Source organism: Kineosporiaceae bacterium (assembly GCA_016713225.1).
Classification (GTDB): Bacteria; Actinomycetota; Actinomycetes; order Actinomycetales; family Kineosporiaceae; genus JADJPO01.
The window spans coordinates 179,628-195,879 of sequence record JADJPO010000001.1; the positions used below are offsets into that span (position 1 = coordinate 179,628).

The window sequence follows — 16,252 nt, forward strand, 5'->3', positions numbered from 1 at the left end:
GCCGCGAAGGGGGCGGTGTCGGGCCTCGGGCTCCGACACCGCCCCCTTCGTCGTGACCTCGCCCTATGCGGGCGCCGAGCGCGTCACAGGTCGAGCGGACGCAGCACCCGGTTGATGCCGTGGGCGATCTGCTTGTTGCCCTTGTTCAGGTCGAGCTGGCTGCGCAGCAGGTACGGGTTGGCGTCGGTGCGGTCGTTGTCCTTCAGTTCGACCGTGACCGGGTGGCGGTCGCGGACGAGTACCCGGAACGAGGCGCCCGGCAGAGCGGTCGACACCTGGGCGTTCCGGGGTAGGGCGAGAGCCTGCTTCGCGGTGATGGTCGCACCCGGGACCACGTGGTAGAGCAGCACCTTCTCGATGGTGTCCACCCCGACCTTGGTGGCCAGGTCGGTGAAGACCGCTTTCTCGGAGTGGTAGCGCTTGTGGAAGAGGTCGCTGGCCAGTCGCTGGAAGGCGCGGTCGTTGGGCGCGAAGACCGTGATCGCCGTCCCGCCCTGGGTGATCACCTTGACCGGGCTGTTCGGCTTGGCCTTCAGGACGGCGAGCGCCGCCTCGGTCACGATGTCGTAGTCACGCCAGTTGTGGTCGAACTGGTTGCCGTCCGAGGTCAGGACGGCGGCCAGACTGCGGGTGCCGTGCGATGCTGCGGGAGCTGCGGACGGCGCGGCGGCCTGGGCGGGCGCTGCCAGACCGGTCAGGCCCACTCCTGCGGCAACCAGTCCGGTGACGATCCGGCGAACGTATTTCATGACGCGCTCCTTGGTCGGGGTGGGGGTCACGAGCTGTTGCCGGGGTATTCGGAGCCAGGGGCATGTTCGGATGCACGGAATCGTCCCCAACGTCGTCGGGGACCATTCGCGCGGCCCGGACGAGTCGGAGGAAGCGAGGTGTGGCCGAGGTGGTCGAACCGAACCAGAAGGGGGGTCCGGGCACCTGGCCCGAACCCCCCTTGACTGACCAGCAGGTGCCGGTTCAGCTCTCCTGGAGCTTGTCCTTGACGAAGCTCTGCGCCTGATCGACCTTGTCGGCGAACTTGCCGTCGGTCTTCTCGTCGACCAGGTCCCCGGCCTTCTCGACCGCTGCCTCGACCTTGTCCGCGTGCTGCTCGGCCAGATCCTTGGCCTTGTCCAGGAATCCCATTGCGCTCTCCTCGTGCTGCCGGGTGTCGATCCGCCCACCCTAACCACCCCGGCTTCCCACCCGGCTGCCCAAACCGGCTCCGCCCGGCCCCAACCGGCTCATGCTCCGCTGGTGACTGATCATGACCATCTGACATCGATGTCAGCTCGTCTGCCAGGGAGTATGAGCCGTCGTCTGCGGAGCATGAGCGGGTTGGGAGCGGCTACCCCGCGGGGGAGGCGCGCCGGCAGGTCCACCTGCCGTGGAGAACCTCTCGTTCACACCTGGTCGAGCATCGCCAGTGCCTCGGTGGCCCAGGCCAGCTGGGCCGCGGCGGTGTGCTGTCCGGCAGCGATCGTGAGCAGCCAGAACGGTGCGTCCGGCACCGACACGGCCTCGTCGGTGGCGATCTCGGCCTCGACCTCGGCTCGCAGCCTCGCGTAGTGCTGCACTGCTGCCTCGGCGTCGTCCCGAGCCCCTTCGAGCAGGTCTCGGCACGCCGGCACCCCGAGCTGGCGGCCGAAGAACAGCCGCAGCAGCAGCCCGTCGCGGCGGGGAGCAGGTTCGAAGGGCTCGGCGAGCAGCTCACGCAACCGCGCGCTGCCGGCCTCGGTGAGCTCGAACCGGCTGCCCGACGTCCGGCCGGGTTCGGTTCGCCGCACCGCACCCTCGGCCTCGAGCGTGGCCAGGGCCGGGTAGATCTGGCCGAAACTCTCACGCCAGAAGTGGCCGAGGGTCTCGGTGATGGCCTGACGCAGGGCGTAGCCCGTCATCGGCTCGACCGAGAGGGCGCCGAGCACGGCCAGCTGGGTCTGTGAGGAACGGGCCATGCCTTGACTATATCTGGGAGATATCTCTATGGTCAGCTATCTACCAGATACCTGGAGGTCCTCATGGTCGACGTCTCGGCGGACGAGCCGGCGGTCCCCGTGTGCCCGGTCGGCCCGGCCATCGTGAGCCCGGCGGCTCGGGCCTCAGCCGCGCTGTTCGGCGGGCTCGCCGTGTTCCAGGTGGGCCTGGCCGCGGGGCTTCCGTGGGGGGTGGCTGCCTGGGGTGGGGCGCACCCGGGGCACCTGCCCACGGGGTTTCGCCTGGCGAGTGCGGCGTCCGCCGTGGTCTGGGCGGCCATCGCGGTCGAGCTCGCCGCGCCGCGGCTCACCCGGCCCGAACACCAAGGCCACCAAGGCCACCGTGGGCGCCGTGGCCACCGTGGGCGCCGCAGGCTGCTCACCGTCCTCACAGCAGTCATGGTGCTCGCGGCCGTGATGAATGCCGCCTCACCGTCGCCGGTCGAGCGGGCGATCTGGACACCGTTCGCCCTGGTGCAGATCCTCCTGCTCTGGGCGGCCCGCCGTCGTGAGGGGACCGCATGAGCGGCCGCCTGGCCACCCTGCTCACGGTCCTGCTGGTCGGCGCGAGCGGTCCGGCGTTGCTCGTGCTCGCCCGCCGCACCGGACGACGCCGCGCCACCTACCAGGCACTGGCACTGGCACTCGCGGTGGTGGTGTGGGCATTGGCGCGTCTGATGCCCGGGCCGGGCCGACCGGTGGCGTTGCTGGGTGACCTCGCCGCCCCGGTGCACGGCCTGGGGTGGATGGGAGTCTCGGACGGCGACAGCTGGGGCACCTTGTTGCTCACCACCGGCTCGATCATCGTCGCGGTGACCGGGGTGACGCTGTGGCTGCAGGTGGGACGCCGCGCCGGCCTGGCCGGGCGCAGCCTGATCGCCGTCCTCCCCGCCGCGGTGGCGCTGTCCTTGCTCAATGCCACCAGCGAGGAGCTGATCTTCCGCGCCGCTCTGCTGCAAGGTGTCTCGCCGGCGGTGCTCGGCGTCGGCTCGTTGGCCCTCGTCTCGGGCTTGCTGTTCGGCCTACCCCACTACGGCGGCCACCCGGGAGGCCCGGTCGGGGTGGCGCTGGCCGGATTCCTCGGCTGGCTGGCCTGCACGGCGACGCTGCAGACCGGCGGTCTGGCCTGGGCCTGGACGCTGCACGTCGTCCTCGATGTGGTCATCCTGACCATCGTGCTGGCCGCCGAACGCGTTCAGCCGGAGCCCGAGCAGGTGAGCGGCTGAACAGCCTCGCTCACCGGACGGCCCCGGTCACCATCCAGGCCGACCCACGAGCCCGGACGCCGAGGAACACCGCCCGCGCGAGCATGTAGCCCGCCGTCCAGCTCACCCACGCCCACACCAGCCCCGCGGTCCCGGACGGCGCCCACACCGCCACGGCCACCGCGATCGGGGCATAGATGAGCACCTGGATCACCCCGGCCACCGCCAGGTAGCGGCCGTCCCCGGCCCCGATCAGCACGCCGTCCAGCACGAAGACGAAACCCGAGACCGGTTGGGCGATCGCCGCGACGACGAGCGCCGCCGACATGGCCCGCCAGACCGCCGGGTCGTCGACGAACAGCGGTCCCAGCCAGGTACGTACCAGCAGCAGCACCACCCCGAGGACGACGCCGCCCCACACCCCCCAGCGGATCATCAGGGCCGTCGTGGCGCGGGTGCCGGGCACATCTGAGGCGCCCAGCGACCGCCCGGTCAGGGACTGTGCGGCGATCGCGATGGCGTCCAGCGACAGCGCCAGCAGGGTCCACAGCGTGGTGACCACCTGGTGGGCGGCCAGGGCCACCTCGCCCTTGTCGGTCACCACCCAGGTGGCGATCAGCAGCGCCGTGCGCAGCGCCAGGGTGCGCACCAACAACGGGACGCCGCTGCGCCCCGAGGCGAGGATGCCTGCGCGGTCGGGGCGCAGCGAGGCGTGGTGGCGCCGGGCGCCGCGGACCACGACCACGGTGACGGCTGCGGCCATGCCGAGCTGGGTCAGCGCCGTGCCCAGCCCGGAGCCGGCGATCCCCAGCCGTGGCGCCGGACCCAGGCCGTGCACCAGCAGCACGTTGAGGATCGCGTTCACCGCCGCTCCGGCGGCGTAGACCACCAGCGGCGTGCGGGTGTCCTGCAATCCGCGCAGGACGCCGGTGGCGGCCAGCAGCACGAGCATCGCGGGCAAGCCGGGCAGTGAGTAGCGCAGGTAGGTGACGGCTTGCGCGGCGACGTCCGGGGTGGGGCCGAACAGGTCGACCAGCCACGGTGCTGCGGCGAAGGTGGCCAGGGCGGCGGGCAGACCGAGCGCGAGGGCCAGCCACATGCCGTCCACGCCCTGGGTGAGCGCGGCACGCAGGTCACCGGCCCCGAGCCGGCGGGCGACCGAGGCGGTGGTGCCGTAGGCGAGGAAGACGAACAGGTAGATCGCCCCGCCGAGGATCGCCCCGGCCAGCCCGAGCGCGGCCAGCGGCACGGTGCCCAGGCGCCCCACGATGGCCGAGTCGGCGAGCAGGAACAGGGGTTCGGCGATCAGCGCGCCCAGGGCCGGGACGGCGAGCGCCAGCACCTCTCGAGCGGCGGTATCCGAGCGACGCATCAGCCCCCACGCCCCCGCAGTTATCCACAGTCCATCCACCATCAGTGGACACAGGTGTCACACCCAACACTCTGGAATCCCCCGGATCGGGACTCCGACACGCTCCAACAGACACGCCGACTTTCTCTCCTCCACACTCGGTGGATGCTGTTTGTGCAGGTCAGCAGCATGTGACTGCGTGAATCACATCGCTTGTCCCCAGGTTTATCCACAGCCTGTGGGCGACACCCCACGGTCGTCCACCTGTTGTCCACAGACTAGGGCCCGGCGCCCACAGGCCGCGTTTGCCCCGGCCTCCTCACGCCCCTAGGTTCGCGTCGGCCGGACCCGCCAGGTGCCGGTGCCGGACGGGTTCACCGAGACGTGTCGGTACTTGTCGGTGGTAGGCGATACCACTGACTCATGCCCGGTCACCGACCAGTTCCCAGGCCAGCAGGACGACTCGAGGAGGCTACGCCGGTGTCTGTCGCGGACCTCGAGTTCACCAGTGAGGTTCCGAGCGAGGACTTCGGCCGTACCCCGCCGCAGGACGTCGCGGCGGAGCAGAGCGTGCTGGGTGGCATGTTGCTGTCCAAGGACGCCATCGCCGACGTGGTCGAGGTGCTGCGCGGCACCGACTTCTACCGCCCGGCCCACGAGCTGGTCTTCGAGGCGGTGCTCGACCTCTACGGGCGCGGTGAGCCGGCGGACGCCGTCACGGTCTCGGCCGAGCTGACCAAGCGGGGCGAGCTGGGCCGCATCGGCGGTCCGGCCTACCTGCACACGTTGCTGTCGTCGGTGCCGACCGCGGCGAACGCCGGGTACTACGCGCGGATCGTCCACGAGCGGGCGGTGTTGCGCCGATTGGTGCAGGCCGGAACGAAGATCGTGCAGCTCGGGTATGCCACCGACGGCGGGGACGTCGACGAGCTGGTGAATGCGGCGCAGGCCGAGGTGTACGCGGTCACCGAGAAGCGCCAGTCGGAGGACTACCACGCCATCGGTGACGTCATCGAGGCCACGATCGACGAGATCGAGGCGTCCTCGGCGCGGGGCGACGGCATGGTCGGGGTACCCACCGGGTTCGCCGACCTCGACCGGCTCACCAACGGCCTGCACGGCGGGCAGATGATTGTGATCGCGGCGCGTCCGGCGGTTGGCAAGGCGCTGGCACTCGACACCCCGATTCCCACCCCCGGCGGCTGGACGACGATGGGTCGGCTGCACGTCGGCGATCAGGTACTGGGCGCCGATGGACGTCCGACCACCGTGACCGCGGCCACGGGTGTCATGGTGGGCCGGCCGTGCTACGAGGTCCACTTCTCGGACGGCGAGGTGATCGTCGCGGACGCCGAGCACCTGTGGCTGACCGAGACCCGATCCTCGCGGCGTTCGGCGCAGCAGGCGGCCACCGGGTACAACGGCCACCGCACTCAACGCACCTTCGCCGAGGTGCGAACCACCACCCAGATCGCCGCCAGCCTGCGCTGCACAACCGCTGACGGGCGGCTGAATCACAGCGTGGTCACGGCAAAGCCGCTCGACCTGCCGGATGCCTCGCTGCTCATCCCCCGACACCTTGGGGCGTGGCTGGGTGATGGCACGAGCGCTGCGGCGCACATCACCAGCGCCGATCCCGAGATCGCGATGCGGATCGAGGCAGAGGGCGGGGCCACCGCGCCGACGGTCACCGCGCGCCTGCGCACCATCGGCGTGCTGAACAACAAGCACATCCCGCTGGCGTACCTGCGCGCGTCCGAGCCGCAGCGCCGCGACCTCTTGGCAGGGTTGCTCGATACCGACGGCACCGTCGCGCCGAGCGGGACCGTGCAGTTCACCGTGACCAATGAGCGACTCGCTCGGGATGTGCAGGAGCTCGTGACCAGCCTCGGCTATCGCTCGGGCCTCAGTGGTAAGCGGGTTCCGGGTCGAACGGCTGAGTCCTCGGTCGCCTGGACGCTGACCTTCAGTACTGACGACGTGGTCTTCGGGTTGGCGCGCAAGCGGTTGGCGCAAGGAACGGGGCGCTCGCCGATTCACGCGGCGCAATTCACGGTTCATCACGGACGTTCGACCGGTCCGCAGTGTGCCGGTGCGGTGCCTCCAGGTCGACAACGAGGATCATCTGTACCTCGCCGGCCGATCCATGATCCCGACCCACAACTCGACCATGGGACTGGACGTGTGCCGCAGTGCGGCGATCCACCACAACATGCCGGCGGTGATCTTCAGTCTGGAGATGAGCCGTACCGAGATCACCATGCGCATGCTCTCGGCCGAGGCGCGGATCCCGTTGCAGAACATGCGCAAGGGCACCATGCGCGAAGAGGACTGGACCCGCCTGGCCCGCACCATGGGTGAGATCAACTCGGCGCCGCTGTTCATTGACGACTCGCCCAACATGACGTTGATGGAGATCCGGGCCAAGTGCCGTCGGCTCAAGCAGCGGCACGGGCTCAAGTTGGTCGTGGTCGACTACCTGCAGCTGATGACCTCGGGCAAGAAGGTCGAGTCCCGCCAGCAGGAGGTCAGCGAGTTCTCGCGGGCGCTGAAGCTGCTCGCCAAGGAGCTCGAGGTACCGGTGATCGCGATCAGCCAGCTGAACCGTGGTCCGGAGCAGCGCACCGACAAGAAGCCGATGGTCAGCGACCTGCGTGAATCCGGGTGCCTCACCGCCGACACCGCGATCCTGCGGGCCGACACCGGGGCCGAGACCACCATGGGGGAGTTGTTCGCCTCGGGCGCCCGCGACGTCCCGGTGTGGTCGCTGGACGACTCGCTGCGCTACGTCCGCCGGCACCTGACCCACGTGTTCGCCACCGGTGAGCGCGAGGTGTTCCGGGTGCGGCTGGCCTCGGGTAAGTGCGTGCGCGCCACCGCGAACCACCCGTTCCTGACCTACGACGGCTGGACGCCGATCGGTGACCTGCGCCCCGGCGCCCAGGTCGCGGTGCCGCGCCACGTGCCGGCCCCCGAGCAGGTCGAGGTGTTCTCGGACGCCGAGGTGCTGGCCCTGGCGGGGCGGGTCGCCGCCGGCACCGAAGCCCTTGCGCCGCAGGCGTTCGCGCTGCCCAAGCGGCAGATCGCGTTGTTGCTGCGGGAGGTCTGGAACCGGGCGGGTTGGGTCCGGGCCGAACCGGCCCTGGTGCGCCTGACCGCCCCCAGCCGTGCCACGGCGGACGGCGTCGCTCGGCTGCTGCTGCGGTTCGGCATCTCGGCCCGCCTGATCGAGGGCGCCGCGGTGCTGATCGAGGGCGTGGACGATCAGCGCCGCTTCCTCGGCGAGATCGGGGTCGACGGGCGTGACGCGTTGGCCGCCACCCGGCTGCTCGCCGCCGTGCGGGCGCGTACGGCGCGCAGCGCGCGTCCCAGCTGGGACGTCCCTGCCGCCGGGGTGCGCCCCGGTGCGACCGAGGACGACGTGTGGCAGCAGGTGCGCAGCGTGCTCACCGACCCGGTGCACGTCAGTGCGGTGACCGAACCCGCCCTGGTCGAGACCTTGGGCGGTGGCGAGCACGGCGAGCGGGTCGCCGTGCCACGGCAACGCCTGGGCCGGGTGGCCGCCCTGTTGCAGCGCGTCGACCTCGACGTGCTGGCGGTCAACGACGTGGTGTGGGACGAGATCGTGGCCATCGAGCCCGACGGCGTCGAGCAGGTCTACGACGCCACCGTGCTCGGCACCCACAACTTCGTGGCCAACGGCATCGCGGTGCACAACTCGATCGAGCAGGACGCCGACATGGTGATCCTGCTGCACCGCGAGGACATGTACGAGAAGGAGTCCCCCCGCGCCGGCGAGGCCGACTTCATCGTGGCCAAGCACCGCAACGGCCCCACCGACACCATCACCGTCGCCTTCCAGGGCCACTACTCCCGCTTCGTCGACATGGCCACGTAGGGATCGGCGCCGCCCCGCGGGTACCTCGGTGCTCGGTGCAGGGGAGTGTGGACGTGCTCCTCAGGGGTTCGCTGCGTCTCGATCTTCTCCTGCACGCCAAATCTCGACCCTGGTGGCAGCCGACATGGTGTGGATCCACCAGATCCCGGACGGGACCGCCGAGACATCAAAGAGAAGCGGTGCAGGGGGTGGGACGCTCCGGTCCATGGTCAGCCCTACGTCCACCCAGCCTTGTTCTGGCCGGAGAACCTCCAGCGGCCCGCTCGAGTGCCCCTGCGCGACCGCTCGCTGGAGGGGCAACACGTACTCCAGGCTGCCGTACGTGTCGTGGGCTGAACGACAGATGAATCCATAACCCGACTTGGCTCACGTTTGGTGATCTTGGTGTGTTGCGGGGCTGTGACCTGCGGCGACGTTGATTGATCATGGGTTTGGTGTGCCCTCGCCGGGGGGTGTGGGTCGTCGGCTCGGTGGGTGTCTCCTTACGTTGGACGGTGCGGACGTCTTCGGGTGCGCGGGCGGTGCAGATCGTGCACTCGTCGCGGCGGGGGTCGCGGGAGATCACTCATGTCGGGTCGGCGCACACCGATGCCGAGTGGGAGGTGTTGAAGGCCGCGGCGTGGCAGCAGGTGGCGGCCGGGCAGGGTGAGCTCGACCTCGGCCTGGAGGGTGGGTCTGCTGGTCGGGGTGCTCCGTTGCCGATCACGGCCTCGCGGATGGGGTATCTGTGGGAGGCGTTGAGTCGTGCCTACCAGGTCCTGGGGTTCGATGCCGCGGCCGGTGGGGACGGGGTGTTCCGGGATCTGGTGCTGGCCCGGATCATCGAGCCGACCAGCAAGCTCGACGCGGCCCGGGTGTTGGAGGAGGCGGTGTGCCGACCGCGTCGTATGCGACGTTGAAGCGGCGACTTCCGGTGTATGCCAAGGCGTCCTGGCAGCAGAAGCTGTCCGCGGCATGCGCCGCCCATGCCGGGCTGGGTCCGGCCAGCCTGGTCCTGTTCGACGTGTCCACCCTGTATTTCGAGACCGATCAGGAGACGGGTTCCGGGAGAGCGGATTCTCCAGGAACGCCGCCTGGAACCACAGATCACGATCGGCCTGCTCACCGACGCATCGGGATTCCCGTTGGCGGTCAACGCGTTCGAGGGCAACAAGGCGGAGAAGGCCACCATGCTCCCGGTCATCGAGGCCTTCATGCGCGCTCACCAACTCAGAGACGTGACGGTGGTCGCCGACGCCGGGATGATCTCCGCGGCCAACCAGGAGGCGATCGAGGAAGCGGGCCTGTCGTTCATCCTCGCCGTGAAGATCCCCGAACTGCCCTACTGCGTGCGGACCTGGCAGGCCAAGAACCCCGGTGAGCCGTTCACCGACGGGCAGATCTTCACCCAACCCTGGCCCGCCGGCGCCAGGACACCCGCCGCGACCAGGTCATCTACTACCAGTACCGCGCTGATCGTGGCCGGCGCACGCTACGCGGCATCGACGAACAGGTCGCCAAGGCCGAGAAGGCCGTCGCCGGCAAGACCGCCATCAAACGGAACCGGTTCGTCAACTACCGGCGCCGACAAGAGCGTCAACCGCGCCCTGAAACCAAGGCCCGGTCCCTGGCCGGGATCAAGGGCTACGTCACCAACCTGGCCGCCTGCCCCGACGGCACCGCGATCACCGCCGACTTCGTGATCGGCGCCTACCACCGGCTCTACCTGATCGAGAAAGGCCTTCCGCATGTCCAAGCACGACCTGGCAGCCCGACCGATCTACCACCACAAGAAGGAATCGATCGAAGCCCACCTGACCATCGTGTTCGCCGCCTGGCCATCTCCCACTGGATCGAGACCACCACCGACTGGTCGATCAAGAAGTTCGTGCGGACCCTGCGGCGCTACCGCACCATCACCATCCAGGCCGGCGCCCACACCATCACCGCCGAAGACCCCCTACCGCACGAGATCCGCGACATCATCACCAAGATCAACTCAACCGGACGACACTAGCCTGAGCCAAGTCGGGGTCGTGGGCTGAACGACAGATGAATCCATAACCACCGAGGTCGTAGTAGCCCGTCCTGTCGTTACTGAAGTCCATGACCAGAGCCAGACAGAGCACGGAGCGTGCCCCTGGTCCGCCGGTGTACGTCACGGTCAACGCCGAGAGTTCGGAGTCGTGTAGCTCTTTCATGGACTCAACCACGTTTGACGATCCACTCACCAGAATCTCCCGGCTCGATGAAGCTCACCCAACCAACGCCGCTCGGTTCAACGTAGTGACCGCCCAGCAGGACAACGAGAAAACGTTCTCTCCATACTCTGAAGCCGTACCTCAGGGCCTCAGCTGCCTCAGCTGCGTGGCGGCGCGACGTCCGGACAGGACGGCGCCGTGCACCGTGCTGTGGTGATCGGGCTCGGTAGCCTCCCCGGCCCAGAAGACCCGCCCTTCGAGCGGGGCGGCCAGGGCGAGACGATCCTGCCGGGTGCTGCCCACGGCGTTGGCCGAGTAGCTGCCCCGAGCCCACGGGTCCCTCGACCAGCCGCTGGTGAGGACGGCCGACGGGGCGGGGACCCGCGCTCCGAACATGTCCCGGAGCACGGTCAGGGCCTGATCAGTGACCTCCGCGGGCTGGGCCGCCTCGATCCGTCGTCCGTGGCTGCCGGCGTTGAACCCGAGCAGCACCGGGGCACCGGCCCGGGCCAGACTCACCCACTGCGTCCACGACCCGCCCTGGGGCCCCAGGTACTCGTGCCAGTCGACCTCGGTCGGCCAGAAGGGACGGTCGAACCGCAGGAACGTCTTGCTGAGTACCCCGGTCCCGAGCCGGTGCAGTGCTTGCCGCATCGGCCCCGGCAGGTCCGGCTCGAACCTGATCACCCCGGCGCCCAGCACCGCCGCGGGAACGGTCACCACCACGGCGTCGGCCGACAGCTCGGCGCCACCGGCCGTCACGCTCACTCCCGATCCGGTGAGCCGGACGGCGGTCACCGGCGCCTGCCGCCGGATGGTCAGCCCCTGGGCCAGGTGGTCGATCACCTGCGCGTACCCACCGGGCAGCAGGGCGTCGGGGCCGTCGAAGGAGGACTTCTCGCCGTCTGCCGTCCACGCGGACAGGTCCGCAACGTCCAGGCCCCACTCGGTCTCGTACGTGGCCGACAGGTAGAAGGCGAGATCGGCGCGCTCCAGCGCGTCGAGCCGTGACCACGGTGGGGTGGCCGCCAGGGCTTCGGCCAGCGAGACGTCGGTGTCGCGGCGGCCCGCCCGGCGCAGGGCGTCCTGCACCACGGCGTCCCAGCGGTCGGTGTCGGTGTCGGTCAGACCCTGCTCGACCAGCCGGGGCGCGACGTGCAGGTCGGCCGAGTCGTAGCTCGTCTCCAGCAGGCGGGCCCCGGCTGCCCGGGCCAGCGGCGTGACGGGATTGCCCTGCGTCCCGTGGATCCACGACGCCCCGAGGTCGATCGGGACGCCGGGCCAGGTGTCGACGGTGTGGATCCGCCCGCCCAGACGGTCACGTGCCTCGAGCACCGTGACCTGCCACCCGGCGGCCACGAGCTCTCGGGCGGCAGTCAGTCCTGCGGCCCCGGCCCCGACGACCAGCGCCGAGCGCCCCCGGCCCGCGCCGGGCGCCGCGCCGGACGACGAACCCGACCCCACCTCGGACGGCGCCGGTCCGCGGGTGCAGGCGGCGAGGATGCTGCTGCCGGCCAGCCCGAACAGCGCACGACGGGGCACGGCGGACGACAGTCCGGCGACCACCGGGCGGGTGACCTTCAGACGCTCGCCGCGCACCCCTTCCACCCACGACAGGATGGTGCCGAATGTCGCGCGCTGCAATGACCTGACCGCGCGGAGTGGCACAGCGGACGCTCGGGTGATCTGATCTGCATCAGATGCTGAATCACCTGGTGATGCACCATCTGGTGCGCTCCGCTGGTTCGGGGTTACTCTGCTGAGATGCGCACCTCCGTCACCCTGCCCGACGCGGCATATCGACGGGCGAAGATCATCGCGCAGCGCCGCAATCAGTCCTTGTCCTCGGTGATCGCCGAGATGGCGATCCGCGGCCTGGACCTCGAGGACGAGCCCGACGAACTGGGCACCCATCCCGTCTCGGGATTGCCGGTGATCCGGCTCGGACGCCCGATCTCCACCGAGGACGTCGCGCGGCTCCTCGAGGAGGATGAGCTGGCGGACGAGCAGTGACCACCTACCTGGTGGACGCCAACGTCTTGATCGCGCTGCTGACCGAGGACCATGTGTTCCACGACGTGGCCAACCAGTGGTTCGCGCGCGCCGACAGCGTTGCCCTGTGCCCGATCGTCGAGGGAGCGCTGGTCCGCACGATCGTGCGGCTGGGAGCCAGGGCGGCGACCGCCACCGATGTCCTCACGGCGATGCACGCGCTGGACAAGGTCCAGTTCTGGCCGGACGAAGTCAGCTACGCCGCGGTGTCACTGCGTCGGGTCCGGGGGCACAAGCAGGTGACCGACACCTACCTGGCCGCCCTGGCCCGCGCCCACGATGGGGTGCTGGCCACGCTCGACAAGCCCCTCGCCGACGCGGACGAGCGCGTCGAGTTCATCGGGGAACCAGGGTGATCAGCGAGATCTCACTCGGTGCGCCCAGCCGGAACGGTGGCCCCCAGAATCCGGCACCCCGCGACACGTAGAGCCGGGTGCGGCTGCCGTGCTGCGAGAGCCCGGCGACCACCGGCTCGCGCAGCCGCACCAGGTAGTGGAACGGCCAGATCTGCCCGCCGTGGGTGTGCCCGCTGATCTGGACGTCGACCCGGTCGCGGGCATCGGCGATCAGATGCGGTTGGTGGGCGAGCAAGAGCACCGGCACCCCGGACGGCGCCTGCGCCAGGGCGGCGTCCACGTCGGGCCCGCGCGGGCTCGGGTGACTCGACGACACCGGCGCGCGGGCGGCGTCCGGGTCGTCGACACCGGCCACGACGAGCGGGGCACCCTGCCCATCGGTGATCACCTCGTGCCGGTTGACCAGCACCGTCCAGCCCAGCGATCGCATGTGGTCGTGCCAGGCCGCCGCCCCGGAGTAGTACTCGTGATTGCCCAGGATGTAGAACCGGTGCCGCGCGCTCACCTCGCCCAACGGCCGGGTCTGGGCCTCGCGCTGGGCCACCTGGCCGTCGGCGAGATCGCCGGCGTGCACGACGACGTCCGCGCCGAGCGCGTTGACCCGCGCCACCACCTCGCGCGACCACCGCGGGGTGGTCCACGGGTCGAAGTGGGTGTCGGCCAGGACGGCCACGGTGACCGGAGCGGCCAGCCCTGTGACCGGGATCGACGTCCGACGCACCGCCGGGACCTGCATGGCCTGCCGAAACGACCAGAGGCACACCGCGACCACGTCGAGGGCGAGCACGACGGCGACGAGCCGTGAGCGCAGTGGATCGTCGAGTCCGGCGATCCAGAGGATCACGCGCAGCGCCAGCGCGATCAGAGCCTGGCTGAACAGGATCCAGCCGATGCCGAGCAGCACGTGGGCCAGGCGGATCTGAGTATCCGTGCCGCCGTGCCGGTGGGCCAGTACCGCCGTCACCACCATGATCACCGCGCAGGCGAGCGACACGACCCGCACCGTCCAGGCGGCGGCGTCCGGCCACTGGGCCGCACCGGGTGCCAGCGCGTAGGCGCCCGTGCCGAACATCAGCAGCGAGATCAGCGACAGGATCGAGATCAGCAGCACGATCACGCGGCGCGGCAGAGCGGCGGGAGACATGGCCTCCGGCTCGCCGCCGGAGAAGTCGGCGATGGCCGTGGCCTGGGGGTCGGAGGTCACGGCTCCATGGTGACTCATCCCGCTGACACCTGCCTGCTGCCGCCCTCACCACGGCCGCTACGCACGCTTCTCGCGCGCTTCGTCGTGGTGACCTCGGTCGTTCACCCACGACGGTCAGCGCCGATCGTCGACCGCCGCCCGCAGGACAGCTACCCACGGTCTATCGCCCGGTGAGGTGCGCGGCTAGCGTGCCCGGAACGGCACCCCAGGACGGAGGCCTCCCATGACGACCACGGACGACGCCGCGATCACTGCCGCTGGTACCTCGCTGCCCCTGCCCCTGATTCCCGCGACCACGGGGAACCATGGATACGACATTTCAGGCTTGCTGAAGCAGACCGGGAACACCACCTATGACGTCGGCTTCGCCAATACCGCCGCCTGCCGTTCGGCCATCACGTTCATCGACGGTGACCAGGGCATCCTGCGATACCGCGGCTACCCGATCGAGCAGCTCGCGGCGCAGTCGACCTTCCTGGAGACCGCCTATCTGGTGCTGTACGGCGAGCTGCCGACGTCCGCCCAGCTCGAGGGCTTCGAGAACCAGGTGCGCCGGCACACCCTGATCGACGAGCGGTTGCGCGAGCTCTTCCGCGCCTTCCCTCGTCGCAGCCACCCGATGCCGGTGCTGTCGGCCGCGGTCACGGCGCTGTCGACGTTCAGCAACGACACCAGCGTCAGCGACCCCGAACAGGTCGACCTCGCCACGATACGGCTGATCGCCAAGCTGCCCACGCTGGCCGCCTACGGCTACAAGAGCTCCACCGGCCACCCGTTCCTGTTCCCCGACAACTCCCTGAGCTACGTCGAGAACTTCCTGCGGATGTCGTTCGGCTACCCCACCGAGCCCTACGAGATCGACCCCCGCTACGTGCGAGCCCTCGACGTGCTGCTGATCCTGCACGCCGACCACGAACAGAACTGCTCGACCGCAACGGTGCGCATGGTCGGGTCGGCCCGGGCGGACGTGTACGCCTCCGTCGCCTCGGGCATCAACGCCCTGTCCGGCCCGCTGCACGGCGGCGCGAACCAACAGGTCGTCGAGATGTTGCAGCGCATTCGGGACGACGGCGGGGACGTCGCGACGTTCGTCCGCAACGTCAAGGACCGCAAGGGTGGCGCCCGGCTGATGGGCTTCGGCCACCGGATCTATCGCAACTACGACCCGCGCGCGGCCATCATCAAGCGGCACGCCGACGACATCCTGCGGGGTGACCACACCCAGAACGAGTTGCTCGACATCGCGATCCAGCTCGAGGACGTCGCGCTGCACGACCCGTACTTCAGCGAGCGCAAGCTCTACCCGAACGTCGACTTCTACACCGGCCTGATCTACGAGGCGATGGGCTTCCCGATCAACATGTTCACGGTGCTGTTCGCCCTCGGCCGGCTGCCCGGGTGGTTGGCGCAGTGGCGCGAGATGATCAACGACCCGGAGGTCAAGATCGGGCGTCCGCGTCAGATCTACGTCGGCGAACCGGAACGCTCCTACGTGCCGCTCGACCAACGCTGACGCATCGCCGTACCGCACGAACCCGGCGACCGCGCCGGGGCCCGGCGGGGGGGGGGGGCCCGGGCCCCCCCCGGCCCCCGCCCCCCCCCCGGCGGCGGGGGGGCGGGCCGGGGGGGGGGGGGGCGCCGGGCCCCCCCCCGGGACGGCGGGGGGGCCGGGGGGGGGGGGGGCCGCGCCGCCCGGCCCCCCCCCGGCCGGGCGCCGGCCCCCGCCCCGGGGCCGGGGGCCGGGGGCGGCGGGGGGGGGCCCCGGGGGACGGGGGCCGCCCCCCCCGCCCGGGCCGCCGCCGGCCGCCCCCCCCCGGCGCCCCCCGGGGCGGGGGGGGGGGGGGGGGGGGGGCGGCCGGGCGGGCCCCCGCCCGCCGGGGGGGGCGGGGGGGGGGGGGCCGGCGGGGCCGGGGGGGCCCCCGGCGGGCCCCCCGGGGCCCGCCCCCCCCGGGGCCCCCGGGGGGGGGGGCCGGGAGCGGGGGGGGGCCGCCCCCCGGGGGGGGGGGGGGGGGGGGGGGGCGGCCCCCGAGGGGGGGCGC

Annotated in this window: 12 protein-coding genes and 1 pseudogene; 7 read left to right on the top strand and 6 right to left on the bottom strand. The window is 70.7% G+C overall.

Going from position 1 to position 16,252, the window contains the following annotated elements; all coding sequences use genetic code 11:
• Positions 1 to 83: 83 nt before the first annotated feature.
• The 3 genes from IPK24_00730 to IPK24_00740 form a co-directional block, all read right to left on the bottom strand.
• Positions 84 to 749: a fasciclin domain-containing protein gene (locus IPK24_00730; protein MBK8074098.1), complete on the bottom strand. Its 666-nt coding sequence runs from the start codon at positions 747 to 749 to the stop codon at positions 84 to 86.
• Positions 750 to 972: 223 nt separating this feature from the next.
• Positions 973 to 1,140, bottom strand: coding sequence for an antitoxin (locus tag IPK24_00735; GenBank protein ID MBK8074099.1), 168 nt, complete (start codon positions 1,138 to 1,140; stop codon positions 973 to 975).
• A gap of 257 nt (positions 1,141 to 1,397) precedes the next feature.
• A complete protein-coding gene (locus IPK24_00740; protein MBK8074100.1) occupies positions 1,398 to 1,949 on the bottom strand; it encodes a PadR family transcriptional regulator in 552 nt (183 codons plus the stop codon).
• A gap of 120 nt (positions 1,950 to 2,069) precedes the next feature.
• Here IPK24_00740 and IPK24_00745 point away from each other — a divergent pair, with 120 nt between their 5' ends.
• Both IPK24_00745 and IPK24_00750 read left to right on the top strand, forming a co-directional pair.
• A complete protein-coding gene (locus IPK24_00745) occupies positions 2,070 to 2,492 on the top strand; it encodes a hypothetical protein (protein MBK8074101.1) in 423 nt (140 codons plus the stop codon).
• Positions 2,489 to 3,193: a CPBP family intramembrane metalloprotease gene (locus tag IPK24_00750; GenBank protein MBK8074102.1), complete on the top strand. Its 705-nt coding sequence runs from the start codon at positions 2,489 to 2,491 to the stop codon at positions 3,191 to 3,193. The genes IPK24_00745 and IPK24_00750 overlap by 4 nt, the downstream gene beginning before the upstream one ends.
• A gap of 10 nt (positions 3,194 to 3,203) precedes the next feature.
• On the opposite strand, the gene IPK24_00755 is transcribed toward IPK24_00750, so the two are convergent.
• Complete coding sequence (locus IPK24_00755; GenBank protein MBK8074103.1) at positions 3,204 to 4,544, bottom strand: MATE family efflux transporter; 1,341 nt, start codon at positions 4,542 to 4,544, stop codon at positions 3,204 to 3,206.
• A gap of 402 nt (positions 4,545 to 4,946) precedes the next feature.
• On the opposite strand from IPK24_00755, the gene IPK24_00760 reads away from it, so the two are divergent.
• On the top strand, positions 4,947 to 6,884 hold the full coding sequence (locus tag IPK24_00760; GenBank protein MBK8074104.1) for a hypothetical protein: 1,938 nt from the start codon (positions 4,947 to 4,949) through the stop codon (positions 6,882 to 6,884).
• A gap of 2,058 nt (positions 6,885 to 8,942) precedes the next feature.
• Positions 8,943 to 10,417, top strand: a pseudogene (locus IPK24_00765) (IS1634 family transposase).
• Between the two features lie 325 nt (positions 10,418 to 10,742).
• Here the strand turns inward: IPK24_00765 and IPK24_00770 are convergent.
• Positions 10,743 to 12,200, bottom strand: a complete 1,458-nt coding sequence (locus IPK24_00770; protein MBK8074105.1) for an FAD-dependent oxidoreductase — start codon at positions 12,198 to 12,200, stop codon at positions 10,743 to 10,745.
• Positions 12,201 to 12,365: 165 nt separating this feature from the next.
• On the opposite strand from IPK24_00770, the gene IPK24_00775 reads away from it, so the two are divergent.
• Together IPK24_00775 and IPK24_00780 are read left to right on the top strand one after the other, a co-directional pair.
• On the top strand, positions 12,366 to 12,614 hold the full coding sequence (locus IPK24_00775) for a toxin-antitoxin system, antitoxin component (GenBank protein ID MBK8074106.1): 249 nt from the start codon (positions 12,366 to 12,368) through the stop codon (positions 12,612 to 12,614).
• Positions 12,611 to 13,009: a PIN domain-containing protein gene (locus IPK24_00780; protein ID MBK8074107.1), complete on the top strand. Its 399-nt coding sequence runs from the start codon at positions 12,611 to 12,613 to the stop codon at positions 13,007 to 13,009. The genes IPK24_00775 and IPK24_00780 overlap by 4 nt, the downstream gene beginning before the upstream one ends.
• Here the strand turns inward: IPK24_00780 and IPK24_00785 are convergent.
• Positions 12,990 to 14,153 carry a metallophosphoesterase gene (locus IPK24_00785; GenBank protein MBK8074108.1) on the bottom strand — a complete coding sequence of 388 codons (1,164 nt, stop codon included), beginning with the start codon at positions 14,151 to 14,153 and terminating at the stop codon, positions 12,990 to 12,992. The two genes, IPK24_00780 and IPK24_00785, sit on opposite strands and share 20 nt — an antisense overlap.
• Positions 14,154 to 14,436: 283 nt before the next feature.
• On the opposite strand from IPK24_00785, the gene IPK24_00790 reads away from it, so the two are divergent.
• The gene (locus tag IPK24_00790) at positions 14,437 to 15,726 is read left to right on the top strand and encodes a citrate synthase (GenBank protein MBK8074109.1); all 1,290 of its coding nucleotides are present in this window, start codon (positions 14,437 to 14,439) and stop codon (positions 15,724 to 15,726) included.
• Positions 15,727 to 16,252: the final 526 nt, after the last annotated feature.

Excerpts from the sequence above, each read along its gene's own strand:
- IPK24_00750 (MBK8074102.1), top strand. The coding sequence starts at position 2,489 with ATGAGCGGCCGCCTGGCCACCCTGCTCACGGTCCTGCTGGTCGGCGCG.
- IPK24_00760 (MBK8074104.1), top strand. The coding sequence starts at position 4,947 with ATGCCCGGTCACCGACCAGTTCCCAGGCCAGCAGGACGACTCGAGGAG.
- IPK24_00730 (MBK8074098.1), bottom strand. The coding sequence starts at position 749 with ATGAAATACGTTCGCCGGATCGTCACCGGACTGGTTGCCGCAGGAGTG.
- IPK24_00740 (MBK8074100.1), bottom strand. The coding sequence starts at position 1,949 with ATGGCCCGTTCCTCACAGACCCAGCTGGCCGTGCTCGGCGCCCTCTCG.
- IPK24_00790 (MBK8074109.1), top strand. The coding sequence starts at position 14,437 with ATGACGACCACGGACGACGCCGCGATCACTGCCGCTGGTACCTCGCTG.
- IPK24_00755 (MBK8074103.1), bottom strand. The coding sequence starts at position 4,544 with ATGCGTCGCTCGGATACCGCCGCTCGAGAGGTGCTGGCGCTCGCCGTC.
- IPK24_00735 (MBK8074099.1), bottom strand. The coding sequence starts at position 1,140 with ATGGGATTCCTGGACAAGGCCAAGGATCTGGCCGAGCAGCACGCGGAC.
- IPK24_00775 (MBK8074106.1), top strand. The coding sequence starts at position 12,366 with ATGCGCACCTCCGTCACCCTGCCCGACGCGGCATATCGACGGGCGAAG.
- IPK24_00785 (MBK8074108.1), bottom strand. The coding sequence starts at position 14,153 with ATGTCTCCCGCCGCTCTGCCGCGCCGCGTGATCGTGCTGCTGATCTCG.